The organism is Streptomyces sp. NPDC048566 (genome assembly GCF_043199735.1).
Lineage (GTDB): Bacteria > Actinomycetota > Actinomycetes > Streptomycetales > Streptomycetaceae > Streptomyces.
Genome location: NZ_JBICWL010000001.1, coordinates 152,181 through 169,515 on the forward strand (window position 1 = coordinate 152,181; position 17,335 = coordinate 169,515).

General features: G+C 71.8%; 17 protein-coding genes. 13 read left to right on the forward strand and 4 right to left on the reverse strand.

Annotated elements, in window-relative coordinates:
- Positions 1-4: 4 nt before the first annotated feature.
- Positions 5-820: an inositol monophosphatase family protein gene (locus tag ACGFS9_RS00585; protein WP_393249306.1), complete on the forward strand. Its 816-nt coding sequence runs from the start codon at positions 5-7 to the stop codon at positions 818-820.
- Between the two features lie 205 nt (positions 821-1,025).
- On the opposite strand, the gene ACGFS9_RS00590 is transcribed toward ACGFS9_RS00585, so the two are convergent.
- Positions 1,026-1,199, reverse strand: a complete 174-nt coding sequence (locus ACGFS9_RS00590; RefSeq protein WP_366696432.1) for a hypothetical protein — start codon at positions 1,197-1,199, stop codon at positions 1,026-1,028.
- Positions 1,200-1,615: 416 nt separating this feature from the next.
- On the opposite strand from ACGFS9_RS00590, the gene ACGFS9_RS00595 reads away from it, so the two are divergent.
- The 4 genes from ACGFS9_RS00595 to ACGFS9_RS00610 all read left to right on the forward strand — a co-directional run bounded on the left by ACGFS9_RS00595 (position 1,616) and on the right by ACGFS9_RS00610 (position 5,116).
- A complete protein-coding gene (locus ACGFS9_RS00595; protein WP_384801131.1) occupies positions 1,616-2,269 on the forward strand; it encodes a response regulator transcription factor in 654 nt (217 codons plus the stop codon).
- 5 nt (positions 2,270-2,274) lie between these two features.
- Positions 2,275-3,504: a sensor histidine kinase gene (locus ACGFS9_RS00600; RefSeq protein ID WP_393249309.1), complete on the forward strand. Its 1,230-nt coding sequence runs from the start codon at positions 2,275-2,277 to the stop codon at positions 3,502-3,504.
- A gap of 393 nt (positions 3,505-3,897) precedes the next feature.
- Entirely contained in the window at positions 3,898-4,194 is a 297-nt protein-coding gene (locus ACGFS9_RS00605) for a DUF4193 domain-containing protein (protein WP_003997302.1), read from the forward strand.
- Positions 4,195-4,207: 13 nt separating this feature from the next.
- Positions 4,208-5,116: a hypothetical protein gene (locus ACGFS9_RS00610; protein ID WP_393249311.1), complete on the forward strand. Its 909-nt coding sequence runs from the start codon at positions 4,208-4,210 to the stop codon at positions 5,114-5,116.
- Between the two features lie 332 nt (positions 5,117-5,448).
- Here ACGFS9_RS00610 and ACGFS9_RS00615 read toward each other — a convergent pair whose 3' ends face one another.
- Positions 5,449-5,910 carry a DUF3093 domain-containing protein gene (locus tag ACGFS9_RS00615; RefSeq protein WP_393249313.1) on the reverse strand — a complete coding sequence of 154 codons (462 nt, stop codon included), beginning with the start codon at positions 5,908-5,910 and terminating at the stop codon, positions 5,449-5,451.
- Positions 5,911-5,968: 58 nt separating this feature from the next.
- Here ACGFS9_RS00615 and ACGFS9_RS00620 point away from each other — a divergent pair, with 58 nt between their 5' ends.
- The 7 genes from ACGFS9_RS00620 to ACGFS9_RS00650 all read left to right on the forward strand — a co-directional run bounded on the left by ACGFS9_RS00620 (position 5,969) and on the right by ACGFS9_RS00650 (position 13,085).
- A complete protein-coding gene (locus ACGFS9_RS00620; RefSeq protein ID WP_393249315.1) occupies positions 5,969-6,553 on the forward strand; it encodes a PaaI family thioesterase in 585 nt (194 codons plus the stop codon).
- The gene (gene dut / locus ACGFS9_RS00625) at positions 6,550-7,074 is read left to right on the forward strand and encodes a dUTP diphosphatase (RefSeq protein ID WP_393249317.1); all 525 of its coding nucleotides are present in this window, start codon (positions 6,550-6,552) and stop codon (positions 7,072-7,074) included. The genes ACGFS9_RS00620 and dut overlap by 4 nt, the downstream gene beginning before the upstream one ends.
- 1 nt (position 7,075) lies before the next feature.
- Positions 7,076-7,840 carry a DUF3710 domain-containing protein gene (locus tag ACGFS9_RS00630; RefSeq protein WP_393249319.1) on the forward strand — a complete coding sequence of 255 codons (765 nt, stop codon included), beginning with the start codon at positions 7,076-7,078 and terminating at the stop codon, positions 7,838-7,840.
- 676 nt (positions 7,841-8,516) lie between these two features.
- Positions 8,517-11,060, forward strand: coding sequence for an ATP-binding protein (locus tag ACGFS9_RS00635; protein ID WP_393249321.1), 2,544 nt, complete (start codon positions 8,517-8,519; stop codon positions 11,058-11,060).
- Entirely contained in the window at positions 11,057-11,740 is a 684-nt protein-coding gene (locus ACGFS9_RS00640) for a response regulator (RefSeq protein ID WP_393249323.1), read from the forward strand. Before ACGFS9_RS00635 ends, ACGFS9_RS00640 begins: the two co-directional genes overlap by 4 nt.
- Before the next feature lie 184 nt (positions 11,741-11,924).
- Positions 11,925-12,323: an OB-fold nucleic acid binding domain-containing protein gene (locus tag ACGFS9_RS00645; RefSeq protein WP_366696423.1), complete on the forward strand. Its 399-nt coding sequence runs from the start codon at positions 11,925-11,927 to the stop codon at positions 12,321-12,323.
- Between the two features lie 3 nt (positions 12,324-12,326).
- The gene (locus tag ACGFS9_RS00650; RefSeq protein WP_393249325.1) at positions 12,327-13,085 is read left to right on the forward strand and encodes a DUF3159 domain-containing protein; all 759 of its coding nucleotides are present in this window, start codon (positions 12,327-12,329) and stop codon (positions 13,083-13,085) included.
- 392 nt (positions 13,086-13,477) lie between these two features.
- Here the strand turns inward: ACGFS9_RS00650 and ACGFS9_RS00655 are convergent, their stop codons facing one another.
- Positions 13,478-14,155 (reverse strand): potassium channel family protein, encoded by a 678-nt coding sequence (locus ACGFS9_RS00655; RefSeq protein ID WP_393249327.1) that lies wholly within the window; start codon positions 14,153-14,155, stop codon positions 13,478-13,480.
- Positions 14,155-14,826: a potassium channel family protein gene (locus ACGFS9_RS00660; protein WP_393249329.1), complete on the reverse strand. Its 672-nt coding sequence runs from the start codon at positions 14,824-14,826 to the stop codon at positions 14,155-14,157. The genes ACGFS9_RS00655 and ACGFS9_RS00660 overlap by 1 nt, the downstream gene beginning before the upstream one ends.
- A gap of 433 nt (positions 14,827-15,259) precedes the next feature.
- On the opposite strand from ACGFS9_RS00660, the gene ACGFS9_RS00665 reads away from it, so the two are divergent.
- Positions 15,260-17,308 carry an APC family permease gene (locus ACGFS9_RS00665; protein WP_393249331.1) on the forward strand — a complete coding sequence of 683 codons (2,049 nt, stop codon included), beginning with the start codon at positions 15,260-15,262 and terminating at the stop codon, positions 17,306-17,308.
- The last annotated feature ends 27 nt before the right edge of the window (positions 17,309-17,335 follow it).

The following is a 17,335-nucleotide window of genomic DNA, read 5'->3' on the forward strand; positions in this document are numbered from 1 at the left end:
CCCCGTGACCGCGCCCCTGCACACCGAACTGCTCCAGCTCGCGCACGAGGCCGCCCGCCGCGCCGGCGCCCTGCTGCGGGACGGCCGCCCCGCGGACCTGGCGGTCGCCGCCACCAAGTCCAGCCCGATCGACGTCGTCACCGAGATGGACATCGCCGCGGAGAAGCTGATCACCAACCTGATCGCGGAGCACCGGCCGCGCGACGGCTTCCTCGGCGAGGAGGGTTCCGCGACCGAGGGCACCAGCGGCATCCGCTGGATCGTCGACCCGCTCGACGGCACGGTCAACTACCTCTACGGGCTGCCCACCTGGGCCGTCTCCATCGCGGCCGAACAGGACGGCGAGACCGTCGTGGGCGTCGTCGCGGCGCCGATGCGCGGCGAGACCTACCACGCGGTCCGCGGCCGGGGGGCCCGCGCCACCGGCGCCTGGGTCGGCGAACGGCGGCTGACATGCCGTCCGTCGCCGTCCCTGGAGCAGGCTCTGGTCGCGACGGGCTTCAACTACGTCACCGAGGTCAAGGCGCACCAGGCGGAGGTGGCGCGGCGGCTGATCCCCCTGGTGCGGGACATCCGGCGCTCCGGCTCCGCGGCCGTCGACCTGTGCGACGTCGCGGCCGGCCGCCTCGACGGCTACTACGAGCGCGGTCTTCACCCCTGGGACCTCGCGGCGGGGGACCTGATCGCCCGGGAGGCGGGCGCCGTGACCGGTGGGCGCCCCGGAGAGCGTCCCGGAGGCGACCTCGCCCTCGCCGCCTCCCCGGGCGTCTTCGAGCCTCTCCAGGGACTCCTGGAGGACTTCGGAGCCTGGCACGACTGAGGGACCGCGCGTCCGCGCGAGCGTGGAACTCCCCCCAGCGCCGGACCGGCCGCGGGACCCGGCCGGCGCCGGGGCCTGTCCGCGACGCCGCGCCCGATCACCGGGCAGCGGCCGGCCCGGGGCGGGGGACCGGCCGCAGCACAACGGAGCGGGGCCCCGGTACTGGATCGATACCGGGGCCCCGCTCCGCTCGTGAACGTACGGATCAGACGCGCGTCGCGCCGACCTCCACACCGTGCTCGGCGGCGAGGCGGTGCAGGTCGTCCAGCTCGGCCTGCTCGACCTCGGCGAGGAAGTCGTCCCCTGTTTCGCGCGCACGCGTCAGGTCGGTCTCGGTCGCCCTTATGCGCTGCAGAAGTCCTGCGGTGAAAGCGTCCATGCTGCGCCCCCTCGTCCTGGGTCGTGGGTCGGGTGGCACGGGGGTGTGCCGATCGGAAGGGGCGATCACGTCTCCGAATGGGTGCCGCCCAGCGCAGCCCGGGCTGGGCGGCGACGGTGCCGGACACCCACGCCCGCTCTGCGGAAGCGGTTGGACCTACCACAAGGTGGCTTGCCACGTGCAGAGCGTGATCGCGGGGTGTACAGCCGTCCTCCCCCCGCTCTCTTCCGTGGAAACCTCAACCCGGCGAGAAAGTCCGGCATTCCCGGTCCCCGGACCGGCTTACCGGCGCCCTCACCTGCCTTACAGCCGGTTTACGGCCGAAAAGGGCAGGATGGAGGTCTCATCCGTGACAGACCTGCCCGCGGGGTGCCCGAAGACGCGCCGCGCCGGTGGACAGAGGAAGGACAAGCGACGTGCGCGTACTCGTCGTCGAGGACGAGCAGCTGCTCGCCGATGCGGTGGCCACCGGACTGCGCCGGGAGGCCATGGCCGTCGACGTCGTGTACGACGGAGCGGCCGCCCTGGAGCGCATCGGGGTCAACGACTACGACGTGGTCGTCCTCGACCGTGACCTCCCCCTCGTGCACGGCGACGACGTCTGCCGCCGCATCGTCGAGCTGGGCATGCCCACCCGCGTGCTGATGCTCACCGCGTCCGGAGACGTCAGCGACCGGGTGGAGGGCCTGGAGATCGGCGCCGACGACTACCTGCCCAAGCCCTTCGCCTTCAGCGAGTTGACCGCGCGCGTGCGGGCCCTCGGGCGTCGTACCAGCGTGCCGCTGCCCCCCGTCCTGGAGCGCGCGGGGATCAAGCTCGACCCCAACCGCCGCGAGGTGTTCCGGGACGGCAGGGAGGTCCAGCTCGCACCCAAGGAGTTCGCCGTGCTGGAGGTGCTGCTGCGCAGCGAGGGCGCCGTCGTCTCCGCCGAGCAGCTCCTGGAGAAGGCCTGGGACGAGAACACCGACCCCTTCACCAACGTCGTCCGGGTGACCGTCATGACGCTGCGCCGCAAGCTCGGCGAGCCCGCCGTCATCGTCACCGTGCCCGGCTCCGGCTACCGGATCTGATCCCCGTGGCGAGCACTCCCGCGCCGCCCACGGCGCCCCCCAAGCCCACCTGGGACCCCCGGCCCGAGCCGCCCTTCCCGTGGCTGCGCCCGACCATCCGGATACGGCTGACGCTGCTCTACGGCGGCATGTTCCTGATCGCCGGCATCCTGCTGCTGTCGATCATCTACCTGCTGGCGGCGCAGGCGCTGAACGTCGGCAGCGAACTCCCGTTCAAGATCACCGAGGGCAAGGTAACGAGCACCATCTGCAACCTGCCCGACAAGGCGTCGCCCGACGTGTTCAACAGCGCGATGAACGCTTGCGTCAACGAGCAGCGCCAGCACGCGCTGGACAACCTGCTCAGCCGCTCCCTGCTGGCGCTGCTCGGCCTGGCCGTGATCGCGTTCGCGTTCGGCTACGCCATGGCGGGCCGGGTCCTGTCGCCGCTCGGCCGGATCACGCGCACCGCGCGCGCGGTGGCCGGATCGGACCTGTCGCGCCGCATCGAGCTGGACGGTCCCGACGACGAGCTGAAGGAGCTGGCCGACACCTTCGACGACATGCTGGAGCGGCTGCAGCGCGCGTTCACCGCCCAGCAGCGGTTCGTCGGGAACGCCTCGCACGAGCTCAGGACCCCCCTCGCGATCAACCGGACCCTTCTGGAGGTCCACCTCTCCGACCCGGGCGCACCGGTGGAGCTCCAGCAGCTCGGCAAGACGCTGCTCGCCACGAACGAGCGCAGCGAGCAGCTCGTCGAGGGCTTGCTGCTGCTCGCCCGCAGCGACAACCAGATCGTCGAGCGCAAGCCGGTGGATCTCGCCGAGGTGGCCACGCAGGCCGTCGACCAGGTGCACGCGGAGGCGGTCGCCAAGGACGTGAAGATCCGCGGCGAGCGCCGTCCGGTGGTCGTCCAGGGCAACGGCGTGCTGCTGGAGCGGATCGCCCTCAACCTGGTCCAGAACGCCGTCCGCTACAACGTCCCGGAGGACGGCTGGGTGGAGGTGACCACCGAGGAGGAGCACGGTCAGGCGGTCCTGGTCGTGTCGAACACCGGACCGGTCGTTCCCGCGTACGAGATCGACAATCTTTTCGAGCCTTTCCGGCGGCTCCGCATGGAGCGGACCGGGAGCGACAAGGGTGTGGGTCTCGGCCTGTCGATCGCCAGGTCGGTGGCCCGCGCGCACGGCGGCCACATCGTCGCGCGGCCCCGGGAGGGTGGCGGACTCGTGATGCGCGTCACCCTTCCCATCTGAGACCATGTCGCCGACACGCGGCGATGTTCGCTTTGCGCGGAATTTTCTGGTCGCCCCATCAAGCGGCCCGTGTGTGATCGATCACACGGGCGAATGGGTGTCCATCCACTCTCCGTGATCATGTGGGCTGTCGAAACGCCGGGAAAATCCGGGTTTTCGGGGGTCCTGATCACGGGAAGTACACGGTGGGACGCCTTTGATGTGCGGCCTTCGGACCGTGTACGGTCCGCATCGCCATCCAAGCCGATCACTCATGGGGAGTCCGGTTGGGTGTCGATTGAGTAACAGACCTTGATGTGAGGCAAAATCTCCGCCTCAGGTCGGGCACAAGTCCGGCCTCTCGCGCGTTACGTGCGTCGAGACACCGCAGACACCCAGAGGGGGAGAGCTGACATGGCAACGGATTACGACACCCCACGAAAGACCGACGACGACGTCGACTCGGACAGCCTTGAAGAACTGAAGGCTCGCCGGAACGACAAGTCCACGTCGTCCGTCGACGTCGACGAGTTCGAGGCCGCCGAAGGCCTGGAGCTGCCCGGCGCGGACCTCTCCAACGAGGAGCTGGCCGTCCGGGTGCTGCCCAAGCAGCAGGACGAGTTCACCTGCATGAGCTGCTTCCTGGTGCACCACCGCAGTCAGCTGGCCCGCGAGAAGAACGGCCAGCCGATCTGCCGCGACTGCGACTGAGGCAGGGTCGGCCGTGACAGGCTCGACCCCTCCTTGGAAGCGCCGCTTCTCCAGGGGAGCGGACGAAGGGCCCCACGAGGGCCCTGACGGCGCGCGTGACGACGAGCGGGGCTCTTCCCGACCAGGATCAGCCTCGCTCGACCGAACGGCCGCCACAGAGGGCCTCGCGGCCCCGCCGGACGCTCCCACCCCCGCCTCCCGACGGCGCGCCGCCGCCGTGCGCGACGGGGTCAGGAACGGCGCCCGGAAAACCGGCGGCCGGGCCAGGGCGGGCCTGGCGTACGTCGCCGACCGGATCATCGATCTCGCCCCGCGGGTGCCCGTCCGGGACCTCGCGACCCTCCGCAGACAGTTCCCGGGCCTCGGCCGCGAGGAACTCGCGGACAAACTCGTCGCGGGAGCCGCCGCCGCGACCTCCACCGTCGGCGCCGGAATCGGTGCCGCCGCCATGCTGCCGGTGCCCCCCGCCATGCCCACGGAGCTGGCCGCCGAGATCACCGGCGTGGCCGCGATCGAGCTGAAGCTCATCGCCGAACTCCACGAGGTCTACGGCCTGCGGCCCCCCGGCAACCTCAAGCAGCGCAGCACCGCCTACCTGCACTCCTGGTCGGGCGAGCGCGGGATCGACGTGACCAACCCCCTGACGTTCGACGCCGCGCTCGGCGGCCGCATGAAGCGGGAACTGCGCCGGCAGATCATGAAACGGACGATCCGCGACCTGCCGAACCTGATGCCCTTCATGGTCGGCGCGGCGGTGGGAGCGGTGATGAACCGCCGCGACACCAAGCGGGTCGCGGGCCACATCCGCAAGGATCTCCGGAGGATGCAGGTGCCCTGGGAGGAACTGGCGCAGCTGCCCCCGCTGGAGGAGCCCGCCGATCCGCTCCGGATCGGGGAGATCCCCCGGGAATTGGGGCGCTGAGGAGCGGGGCGCGGGCACCGAGCGCCCCGTGACCGCCGCCCTGCACCGGTGGACCCGGTCCTTCCGCCGTGCGACACCGGCCGGACCCGGTCCTGCCGCCGTACCGCCCGCCTCTCGGCCGCGCTCCGCCCGCTCAGTCCGCCGCCCCGGCCCCGTCGCGCAGCGGGCCCGTGCTGCGGCCGGACGGGGGCACCGGCTCGCGATGCCCGGCATCGGCTGCGCGCCGCGTGGTCGCACCACCCGAGTCGGTCCGCTCCGCGGGAGACGCTCCGCCGCGCGACGCACCGCACCGGACCCTGCGAGCCTTCCGGTCCGCCACCGCGGTCGCAGCGCTAGACGCCCGCGCGTGCCGCGTCGAGCGCGGCCGCCAGGCGCTCCGGCTCCCGGGTCGACAGATACAGGTACGGCGTCGGATCCGCCGGGTCGGTGACCTCCACGCGCAGGGCCGTCGGAACGTAGGAGCGCAGCAGCATGAAGGCGCGGGTGTCGGCCTTGTGGGTGCGCCAGGCGCGCGCCGCCTCCTGGTCGAGGATCTCCGCCCGGCCGAGGGCCGTGACCGGAATCCGCGCCTCTCCGGCGATCAACGCGCCACCGACCACGCGGATCCGGATCGAACCGTAGGCGCTCGCCGCCACCGCCGCGACGGCCGTGCCGCCGACCAGGGCTCCCAGCATCGGCAGCGTGCCGAACGGGAGGAAGACCAGGGCCAGCGCGAGCCCGACCAGGAAGCTGATCGCCCACCACGAGCGGGGCGCGGTGAGGCGTTCTTCGTACGGGGATGCGGAGAGCTGCATGAAGTCAAGCTTGGCACGGTGCGAGGACCGGGCGGACTCGCGGGTAAGGTCTGCGGCTGTGAGTGGTACTTCCGCAGCTCTGACCCCTCCCGCCGACGCCGTCGCGCCGGTGCGGCACCCCGACGCGCCCGCTCCCGGCGAGCCGCTCGGAGCACACTACGAACACTGTTTCGGATGCGGTGGGGAGCAGCCCCACGGCCTCCATCTCGAATCCCGCGCCGGCGACGGGGTCCGCGTCTCGGCGGAGTTCACCGTGCGGCCCGTGCACCAGGGCGCTCCCGGTCTCGCGCACGGCGGCGTCCTCGCCACCGCGCTGGACGAGACGCTCGGGTCGCTGAACTGGCTGCTGCGCACCATCGCCGTGACGGGACGCCTGGAGACCGACTTCGCCCGCCCCGTCCCCGTCGGCACGGTGCTGTATCTGGAGGCCGAGGTCACCGCGGTGGCCGGCCGGAAGATCTACTGCACCGCCACCGGGCGGATCGGCGGCCCCGAGGGGCCCGTGGCCGTCCGCGCGGACGCGCTGTTCATCGAGGTGAAGGTCGACCACTTCATCGACAACGGACGCCCCGAGGAGATCCAGGCCGCCATGAGCGACCCGGACCAGGTCCGCCGGTCCCGCGCCTTCGAGGTGAACCCGTGACCGCTGCGTCCCGTCCCGAACTCGACGTGCTGATCCGGCGCGTCGACCCGGACGTCCCCCTGCCCGAGTACGCCCTGCCCGGTGACGCCGGCGCCGATCTGCGGACCACCGAGGGCCGCGAGCTGGCGCCCGGCGAGCGCGCCGTGCTGCCGACGGGCGTCTCCATCGCGCTGCCCGAGGGGTACGCGGCCTTCGTGCACCCGCGCTCCGGCCTCGCCGCCCGCTGCGGCGTCGCCCTCGTGAATGCCCCGGGGACGGTGGATGCCGGGTACCGTGGGGAGATCAAGGTGATCGTGGTGAATCTCGACCCGCACGAGTCGGTGCGGTTCGAGCGCTTCGACCGGATTGCTCAACTGGTCGTCCAGCAGGTCGAGAAGGCCCGCTTCCGGGAGGTGGCGGAACTTCCCGCATCGGCGCGGGCCACAAGGGGCTTCGGGTCCACCGGCGGCCATGCCGTCGTGGACAGCACAACGGGTGGGAATCGATACGCTTCGGTCGTATCCGACCGGGAAGGACAGTGACGTGTTCGGACGTCGCAAGAAGGGCAGTGCCGCCGAGGACGCGGCGGGCGAGGCCGAGCAGGTCGTCGACGGCGTCGACACTGAGGCGGACGAGGACGAGGACCGCGAGCGGGTGCGCCTCGAACCCGAGCCGCGCCCCGATGGCCCCTGGGACAGCGCCGAGGTCCGTGACCCCGCCGAGGGCCGCGTGGACCTGGGCGGCCTTTTCGTGCCCGGAGTCGACGGCATGGAGCTGCGCGTCGAGGTCGCTGGAGACGCGATCGTCGCGGCGACCGTCGTCCTGAAGGACAGCGCCGTGCAGTTGCAGGCCTTCGCCGCTCCCCGGCGCGAGGGCATCTGGGGCGAGGTGCGCGAGGAGATCGCCTCCGGGATCACCCAGCAGGGCGGCGTCATCGACGAGGTCGAAGGCCCGCTGGGCTGGGAGCTGCGGGCCCAGGTGCCCGTCCAGCTGCCGGACGGCACCGGCGGCTTCCAGGTCGTCCGCTTCGTCGGCGTGGACGGCCCCCGCTGGTTCCTGCGCGGAGTGATCTCCGGGCAGGGCGCGGTGCAGCCGCAGGCCGCCGGCCTGCTGGAGCAGATCTTCCGGGACACGGTCGTGGTCCGCGGCGAGGGCCCGATGGCCCCGCGCGACCCGATCGTCCTGAAGCTGCCCAACGACGCGCAGATGGTGCCCGAGGGCGTCCAGCAGGAGGAGCAGAGCGGTTCCCGCTTCTCCGGCGGCATGGGGCAGCTCCAGCGCGGACCGGAGATCACCGAGGTTCGCTAGACGGCCGGAACAGCCAACAGGAAGGGCCGCATCCCTCGGGGTGCGGCCCTTTCCGTGTCCGCGACGCCCTCCGGTGCATCGGGGGCGCCGCGATGACGCGCACCCCTGCCCGCGTACCGCGGCACCGCCCCGGCCCGCGCGCGGCCCGGCTGGTTGCCCCGGCCGTCCCCGGCCGCGGCCGCACCGTGCGTCGGCGAGGCCGACACACGGTGACAGGGCGCGTGAACCGGAACGGGGGTCTCGTGCGATCCATAGGTGAGGGCCGGTCGCCGGGGTTGACCCGCGTGCCGGTCCACGGGACGGCACGCGGACTGTGGACGAGGGGCTGTGGACGGGTGGGAGCTGTGGATGAGGGGGAGAGGCGTCTCGATCCTGCGTCGCCGCGGGCGGCGAGGCCGAGGCCGGCCGTGGCCATCGTGGCGGCAGAGGGCAGAGGGCAGAGGGCAGATGGCAGGCGGCAGGCGGCAGGCGGCGGCCCCGGGCCGGACGCGGCGGTCCGGACGTTCCGCTCCGGGGGCGCCGCGCCGGGCGCCGAGCCGCCGGGCGGCGCCCTGTCCAAGGCGTCAGGGTTGCGTCAAAGACGTCCCCCGACCGGGCCTCTCGCCCGCGATGCCGGAATTGTTGGCCGTAAGGTCGACGCTGCGTACACGACGGTGACAGGAAGACAATAGGGATCATGGGACGCGGGAAGCTTCGGATCTACCTCGGTGCGGCACCGGGCGTCGGCAAGACCTACGCCATGCTCGCCGAGGCCCACCGCAGGGTGGAGCGCGGCACCGACTGCGTGGTGGCGTTCGTGGAGCACCACCGGCGGCCCCGCACCGAGGTGATGCTGCACGGCCTGGAGCAGGTCCCCCTGCGGGAGCTGGAGTACCGGGGCGCGACCTTCTCCGAGATGGACGTCGACGCCGTGCTCCGGCGCGCTCCCGCCGTGGCCCTGGTGGACGAGCTGGCGCACACGAACATCCCCGGCTCGCGCAACGACAAGCGCTGGCAGGACGTGGCGGATCTGCTGGCCGCCGGTATCGACGTCGTCTCCACCGTCAACATCCAGCACCTGGAGTCACTCGGTGACGTCGTCGAGTCGATAACGGGGGTGCGGCAGCGGGAGACCGTTCCCGACGAGGTCGTGCGGCGGGCCGACCAGATCGAGCTGGTCGACATGTCGCCGCCCGCACTGCGCCGCCGGATGGCCCACGGCAACATCTACACGTCCGACAAGGTCGACGCCGCGCTGTCCAACTACTTCCGTCCCGGCAACCTGACGGCCCTGCGCGAGCTGGCCCTGCTCTGGGTCGCCGACCGCGTCGACGAGTACCTGACCGAATACCGCAGCGAGCACCGGGTCTCCCGGATCTGGGGCTCGCGGGAGCGCATCGTCGTCGGGCTGACCGGCGGCCCCGAGGGGCGGACGCTGATCCGGCGGGCCGCCCGGCTCGCCGAAAAGGGGGCGGGGGGTGAGGTCATGGCCGTCTACATCGCGCGCAGCGACGGGCTGACCTCGGCCTCGCCCAAGGAACTGGCCCTCCAGCGCACCCTGGTCGAGGACCTCGGCGGCACCTTCCACCACGTGGTGGGGGACGACATACCGGCCGCCCTGCTGGACTTCGCGCGCGGGGTGAACGCCACGCAGATCGTGCTCGGATCCTCCCGCCGCAAGACCTGGCAGTACGTCCTCGGCCCCGGGGTCGGCGTCACGGTCGCCCGGGAGTCCGGCCCCGACCTCGACGTCCACATCGTCACCCACGAGGAGGCCGCCAAGGGCCGCGGGCTGCCCGTGGCGCGCGGGGCCCGGCTCGGGCGGTCCCGGATCATCTGGGGCTGGCTCATCGGACTGGGCGGACCCGTCGTGCTGGCGCTGCTGCTGAACACGGTGGACCTCGGCCTGGCCAACGACATGCTGCTCTTCCTGTCCGTGACCGTCGCCGCCGCCCTCCTGGGCGGGCTCCTGCCGGCGCTGGCCTCGGCCGCCTTCGGCTCCCTGCTCCTGAACTTCTTCTACACGACGCCGCTGCACCGGCTGACGATCGCCGACCCGAAGAACATCGTCGCCCTCGTGATCTTCGTGGGCGTCGCCGTCTCCGTCGCCTCGGTGGTGGACCTCGCGGCGCGCCGCACCCACCAGGCGGCACGGCTGCGCGCCGAGTCGGAGATCCTCTCCTTCCTCGCGGGCAGCGTGCTGCGCGGCGAGACCAGCCTGGAGGCCCTGCTGGAGCGGGTCCGGGAGACCTTCGCGATGGAGTCGGTCGCGCTGCTGGAGCGGGTCAGCGACGTCGAGCCGTGGACCTGCGCGGGCAGCGTCGGACCGGACCCCTCCACCCGTCCCGAGGACGCCGACGCCGACATGCCCGTCGGCGACCACATGGCGCTCGCTCTGTCCGGCCGCGTGCTGCCCGCCTCCGACCGCCGCGTGCTCGCGGCCTTCGCCGCCCAGGCCGCGGTCGTGCTGGACCGCCAGCGCCTCCAGCACGAGGCCGATCAGGCCAAGGAGCTCGCCGAGGGCAACCGCATCCGCACCGCCCTGCTGGCCGCCGTCAGCCACGACCTGCGCACCCCGCTCGCCGGGATCAAGGCATCGGTGTCCTCGCTGCGCTCCGACGACATCGCCTGGTCCGAGGAGGACCGGGCCGAACTCCTGGCCGGCATCGAGGACGGCGCCGACCGGCTCGACCACCTGGTGGGCAACCTGCTCGACATGTCCCGCCTGCAGACCGGCACCGTCGCACCGCTGATCCGCGCGATCGACCTCGACGAGGTGGTCCCCATGGCGCTCGGCGGGGTTCCCGAGGACGGCGTGGACCTGGAGATCCCCGAGAGCCTGCCGATGGTGGCGGTCGACGCCGGACTCCTGGAGCGCGCCGTCGCGAACCTGGTGGAGAACGCCGTCAAGTACAGCCCGCCCGGTGAGCGGGTCCTGGTCGCCGCGAGCGCCATCGCCGACCGGGTGGAGGTCCGGGTGGTCGACAAGGGCCCCGGTGTCCCGGACGAGGCCAAGGACCGCATCTTCGCCCCCTTCCAGCGCTACGGGGACGCGCCGCGCGGCACCGGGGTGGGCCTCGGCCTCGCCGTGGCCCGCGGCTTCGCCGAGGCGATGGGCGGCACCCTGAACGCCGAGGACACCCCGGGCGGCGGACTCACCATGGTGCTCACCGTCCGGGCGGTGGATCGCGTGCCCGCCAAGGACGTCTCCCCGGCAGCCGCAGAAAGGCAGGTCTCATGACCCGGGTCCTCGTGGTCGACGACGAGCCGCAGATCACCCGAGCCCTCGTGATCAACCTGAAGGCACGCAGATACGAGGTCGACGCGGCACCCGACGGCGCGACGGCGCTGCGGCTCGCCGCAGCCCGGCACCCCGACGTCGTGGTCCTCGACCTCGGCCTGCCGGACATGGACGGCGTCGACGTGATCAGAGGTCTGCGGGGCTGGACCAGGGTCCCGATCCTGGTGCTGTCCGCCCGGCACTCCTCCGACGAGAAGGTCGAGGCGCTCGACGCGGGCGCGGACGACTACGTCACCAAGCCCTTCGGCATGGACGAACTGCTGGCCCGGCTGCGTGCCGCCGTCCGCCGCGCCGAGCCCACCGGCGCCGGTGAGGACGACGTGCTGGTGGAGACCGCCGGGTTCACCGTCGACCTGGCCGCGAAGAAGGTGCACCGCGCGGGACGGGACGTCCGCCTGACGCCCACGGAGTGGCACCTGCTGGAGGTGCTCGTCCGCCACACCGGCCGCCTCGTCAGCCAGAGACAGCTGCTCCAGGAGGTGTGGGGGCCGTCGTACGGGACGGAGACGAACTACCTGCGGGTCTACATGGCCCAGCTGCGCCGCAAGCTGGAGGCCGACCCCTCGCACCCCCGGCACTTCATCACCGAGCCGGGCATGGGGTACCGGTTCGAGCCGTGAACCGCAGTGATGTTCGACGGGTGAGGTGGCGTGCCGGCGCGGGGGCACCGGTCCGGGCGACGGCGCGATCGTCTGTACGGAACGTGACGTTCCCGGCCGGCCGGCCGGGCGGGCTCCCGGCCCCCGGTTCGCAGCGGGCGGCCGCGGGTACGTAGGTGTCAACGCTCACCGGTACGCTTTCGGTATGAGTGCTGTTCCTCGTTCCGAAAAGCCGGCGGGCCGGTTCCGGCGCATGATGGACCGGCTCTCCTCGACCCAGGAGGATCTGGAGTCCGAGGAGCTGCGGGAGGACACGGCGACCGCGGGCTGCACCCGGATCGGCGACTGCCACGACCGGCAGATCGTCACGGTTACTGGTACCTTGCGCACGGTCACTCTGCGGCCACGAGCCGGTGTCCCGGCACTGGAGGCCGAACTGTTCGACGGCTCGGCCGCCCTCGACGTGGTCTGGCTCGGCCGCCGCTCCATCGTCGGCATCGAGCCGGGGCGCAAGCTCATCGCATCCGGCCGCATCTCGATGAGCCGGGGCCGTAGGGTGCTGTTCAATCCGAAGTACGAACTCAGACCGCTCGGACGGGAGTAGCCGGTGACGTCGCTCGACAAGCCGACCGAAGACCCCCAGCAGGATTCGAGGGCGGTGACGGAGGCCGCGCTCTTCGAGGCCTTCGGCGGCGTGCGCGGCATGGTCGAGACGGTGGTGCCCGGCCTGCTCTTCGTCAGCATCTTCACGATCAACAAGGACCTGCACTGGTCGGCGATCGCCGCCCTCGCGGTGTCCCTGCTGCTCGTCGCCGTCCGCCTGGTGCGGCGCGACACCGTGAAGCACGCCTTCAGCGGTGTGTTCGGCGTGGCCTTCGGCGTGGTCTTCGCGATGATGACCGGCAACGCCAAGGACTTCTATCTGCCCGGCATGCTCTACACCCTCGGCCTCGCCGTCGCGTACATCGCCACGACCCTCGCCGGGGTGCCGCTGATCGGGCTGATCCTCGGCCCGGTCTTCAAGGAGAACCTCTCCTGGCGGACCCGCAACCCCGGCCGCAAGGCGGCGTACGCGAAGGCCAGTTGGGCCTGGGGGCTGATCCTCCTCGCCAAGTGCGCGGTGCTCTTCCCGCTCTACTGGTGGGCCGACACCACCCAGTTCGGCTGGGTGCTGATCGCCCTCAAGATCCCGCCGTTCCTCCTCGCCGTGTGGCTGACCTGGGTCTTCCTGGCGAAGGCTCCGCCGCCCATCGACGTGTTCGCGGAGATGGAGGCCGAGGAGAAGGCGGAGAAGGAGCGCAAGGCCGCCCTCGCCGAGGAGCGCGGCGCGGCCGCCGCCCCGGCCCGGCACCGCCGCGAGGCTTAGGGCGGGCGGCGAAAGCCCCCTCCGCCGCGAAGGGACTCTCGCGCCACGCCCCAGGCGCCTCACCCGGCGCGCCGGGGCGCGCGACCGTTCACCCGACGGACGAGGGCGCGCTCGCAAGGCGGGCCGCCGTCGCGGGGGTACGCCGGCCGGTGAAGCCGGTGAAGCCGGTGCGCTGGGTGCACGGAAGCGCCGAAAAGGCCCGGTGCCGGTGGCGCCGTGGAACCGCTCCGGCCCGCCGACCGGGCCGAGCCATGAGACGGCGGGGCGTGACGGCGTCCGCACGCCGACCTCGCGCGTCCGCACGCCGGCCTCGCGCGTCCGCACGTCCACGACGGCGGGGGCGCCCGGAGATCCCTCCGGGCGCCCCCGCCGTCGTACGGCGCGGTCGCGGCCTAGCCGGACGCGTCCTCGCGGCGCACCGAGAGCAGGTCCTCCAGCTGCTCCTCGCGGGCCTGTGCGGCCACGAAGAGGAGTTCGTCGCCCGCTTCCAGGGAGTCCTCCCGCGACGGGGTGAGCACCCGGGTGCCGCGGATGATGGTCACCAGCGAGGTGTCCTCCGGCCACGCGACGTCACCGACCGTCGTGCCCGCGAGGGCGGACTCCGGCGGCAGGGTCAGCTCGACGAGGTTGGCGTCCCCGTGGCTGAAGCGCAGCAGCCGCACCAGGTCGCCGACGCTCACGGCCTCCTCGACGAGCGCCGACATCAGACGCGGCGTCGAGACGGCGACGTCCACGCCCCAGGACTCGTTGAACAGCCATTCGTTCTTCGGATTGTTCACCCGGGCGACGACCCGCGGGACGCCGTACTCGGTCTTCGCGAGCAGGGAGACGACGAGGTTGACCTTGTCGTCACCGGTGGCCGCGATGACCACGTTGCAGCGCTGGAGCGCCGCCTCGTCCAGGGAGGTGATCTCGCAGGCGTCGGCGAGCAGCCACTCCGCCAGCGGGACGCGCTCGACCGAGATGGCGGTCGGAGCCTTGTCGATCAGCAGGATCTCGTGGCCGTTCTCCAGCAGTTCGCCCGCGATCGAGCGGCCCACGGCTCCGGCGCCGGCAATGGCGACCCTCATCAGTGACCCGCCTCTTCCTCAGGGCCCTTGGCGAACGCCGCCTCGACCTTGTCCACCTCGTCGGTGCGCATCATCACGTGCACCAGGTCGCCCTCCTGGAGGACCGTCTGCGAGGTCGGCAGGACCGCCTCGCCCAGCCGGGTGAGGAACGCGACGCGCACGCCGGTCTCCTCCTGGAGGCGGCTGATCTTGTGGCCCACCCAGGCGGGAGAGGTGTGTACCTCGGCGAGCTGCACACCGCCGGTGGGGTCGCGCCACAGCGGTTCGGCGCCCGAGGGCAGCAGCCGGCGCAGCATCTGGTCGGCCGTCCAGCGGACGGTGGCGACGGTCGGGATGCCGAGTCGCTGGTAGACCTCGGCGCGACGCGGGTCGTAGATGCGCGCGGCGACGTTCTCGATGCCGAACATCTCGCGGGCCACGCGGGCGGCGATGATGTTCGAGTTGTCACCGCTGGAGACCGCGGCGAACGCGCCCGCCTCCTCGATGCCCGCCTCGCGCAGGGTGTCCTGGTCGAAGCCGACTCCGGTGACCCGACGGCCGCCGAACCCGGAGCCCAGCCGACGGAAGGCGGTGGGGTCCTGGTCGATCACGGCGACCGTGTGCCCCTGTTGCTCCAGGTTCTGGGCAAGAGCGGAACCCACTCTTCCGCAGCCCATGATGACGATGTGCACGACCGTCCTTCCGGATGTCAATGGTTACGGATCAGGCCAACAGGGTCTCAGACCGCCGCCCAAGCTACACACGCGCGGTCACCCGGCGGCACCCCTGTGCAGCGCCGCCTGCGCTTTTTCGCGGGCGGTCGCCGACACGGCGGTGGACCGCGGGCGCACGGGAGCCTCAGCGCCGTGTGATGCTCCGGACACTGGCGAGGGTCAGGATTCCGAGGCCGACCAGTCCGACGGTCGCGCCGACGAGCTCCGCGCTCAGGTGCATGGGTTCTCCAGGGCGGTCAGGGTGCGGGGTTTTGTCATATAGACACGCCGACCCGCGGGGCTGCGGAATCCGCAGCGGGAGGGGTCCCGTTTTCACTCGGAGGGCAGAGGGCGAGACGAACGGGGGCGGCGGGTGGGCGGCTCCCTGTTCGAGCCCTTACGATTCCCTGTTGTGTCCAAACTGACCGACGTGCCCAAACGGATTCTGATCGGGCGGGCCCTGCGCAGCGACCGGCTCGGCGAAACGCTCCTGCCGAAGCGCATCGCCCTGCCCGTCTTCGCATCCGACCCGCTCTCCTCCGTGGCGTACGCCCCCGGAGAAGTCCTGCTGGTCCTGTCCATCGCGGGCGTGTCGGCGTACCACTTCAGCCCCTGGATCGCCGTCGCGGTCGTCGTGCTCATGTTCACGGTGGTGGCCTCCTACCGCCAGAACGTGCACGCCTACCCGAGCGGCGGCGGCGACTACGAGGTGGCCAACACCAACCTCGGCCCGCGCGCCGGCCTCACGGTCGCGAGCGCCCTGCTCGTCGACTACATCCTCACCGTCGCCGTCTCCATCGCCTCCGGCATCGAGAACCTCGGCTCGGCGGTCCCCTTCGTGGTGCAGCACAAGGTGCCCTGCGCGGTCGCCGTCATCATCCTGCTCACCCTGATGAACCTGCGGGGCGTCAAGGAGTCCGGCAAGCTCTTCGCGATCCCCACCTACGTGTTCGTCGCCGGCGTCTTCATCATGATCGCGTGGGGTGCGTTCCGCGGGCTCGTCCTCGGTGACACCATGCGGGCCCCCACCGCCGCCTTCCACATCAAGGCCGAGCACCAGGGTCTCGCGGGCTTCGCGCTCGTCTTCCTGCTGCTGCGCGCCTTCTCCTCAGGATGCGCGGCCCTCACCGGCGTCGAGGCGATCTCCAACGGCGTGCCCGCCTTCCGCAAACCGAAGTCGAAGAACGCCGCGACCACGCTCGCCATGATGGGCCTGCTCGCCGTCACCATGTTCTGCGGCATCATCGCCCTGGCCATGGCCACCAACGTGCGCATGGCCGAGAACCCGGCCACCGACCTGATCCACAACGGCATGGCGGTCGGCTCGGGCTACGTGCAGAATCCGGTGATCTCGCAGGTCGCCGAGGCCGTGTTCGGCAAGGGCAGTTTCCTGTTCGTGGTCCTCGCCGCCGCCACCGCGCTCGTGCTGTTCCTGGCCGCCAACACCGCGTACAACGGCTTCCCGCTGCTCGGCTCGATCCTCGCCCAGGACCGCTACCTGCCGCGCCAGCTGCACACCCGCGGCGACCGCCTGGCCTTCTCCAACGGCATCGTGCTGCTGGCCGGTGCCGCGAGCCTGCTCGTCGTCATCTACGGCTCCGACTCCACCCGCCTGATCCAGCTCTACATCGTGGGCGTGTTCGTCTCGTTCACGCTCAGCCAGACCGGCATGGTCCGCCACTGGAACCGCCACCTGGCCACCGAGACCGACCAGGCCAAACGCCGCCACATGGTCCGCTCCCGGGCGATCAACGCCTTCGGCGCCTTCTTCACCGGCCTGGTCCTCGTCGTCGTCCTCGTCACCAAGTTCACCCACGGTGCCTGGGTCGCCCTGCTCGGCATGGTGATCTTCTACGTCACGATGTCCGCGATCCGCAGGCATTACGACCGGGTCTCCGAGGAACTGGCCGCCCCCGAGGGGCCGACCGACGACAGCGTCCGCCCCTCGCGCGTCCACTCCGTCGTCCTGGTCTCCAGGATCCACCGCCCCGCGCTGCGCGCCCTCGCCTACGCCAAGCTGCTGCGCTCCGACACCCTCGAAGCGCTGAGCGTCAACGTCGACCCCGCCGAGACGAAGAACCTGCGCGAGGAGTGGGAGCGGCGCGGCATCGACGTACCGCTGAAGGTCCTCGACTCGCCCTACCGCGAGATCACCCGCCCCGTCATCGAGTACGTGAAGGGTCTGCGCAAGGAGTCGCCGCGCGACGCCGTCTCCGTGATCATCCCCGAGTACGTGGTCGGTCACTGGTACGAGCACCTGCTGCACAACCAGAGCGCCCTGCGCCTCAAGGGCCGCCTGCTGTTCACGCCCGGCGTCATGGTCACCTCGGTGCCCTACCAGCTGGTGTCCTCGGAGGCCGCCAAGGTGCGCGCCCGCAGGCGGCAGGACTGGAACGCCCCGGGCGCGGTGCGCCGCGGACCCGCGAACGAGCGGCCGAAGGAATCCAGTTCGAAGAGCTGAGCCCGCGGCGGCGCAGCGTTCGGCCGG

Excerpts from the sequence above, each read along its gene's own strand:
- ACGFS9_RS00615 (WP_393249313.1), bottom strand. The coding sequence starts at position 5,910 with ATGCAGCTCTCCGCATCCCCGTACGAAGAACGCCTCACCGCGCCCCGC.
- ACGFS9_RS00635 (WP_393249321.1), top strand. The coding sequence starts at position 8,517 with ATGGGACGCGGGAAGCTTCGGATCTACCTCGGTGCGGCACCGGGCGTC.
- ACGFS9_RS00605 (WP_003997302.1), top strand. The coding sequence starts at position 3,898 with ATGGCAACGGATTACGACACCCCACGAAAGACCGACGACGACGTCGAC.
- ACGFS9_RS00645 (WP_366696423.1), top strand. The coding sequence starts at position 11,925 with ATGAGTGCTGTTCCTCGTTCCGAAAAGCCGGCGGGCCGGTTCCGGCGC.
- ACGFS9_RS00590 (WP_366696432.1), bottom strand. The coding sequence starts at position 1,199 with ATGGACGCTTTCACCGCAGGACTTCTGCAGCGCATAAGGGCGACCGAG.
- ACGFS9_RS00640 (WP_393249323.1), top strand. The coding sequence starts at position 11,057 with ATGACCCGGGTCCTCGTGGTCGACGACGAGCCGCAGATCACCCGAGCC.
- ACGFS9_RS00655 (WP_393249327.1), bottom strand. The coding sequence starts at position 14,155 with ATGAGGGTCGCCATTGCCGGCGCCGGAGCCGTGGGCCGCTCGATCGCG.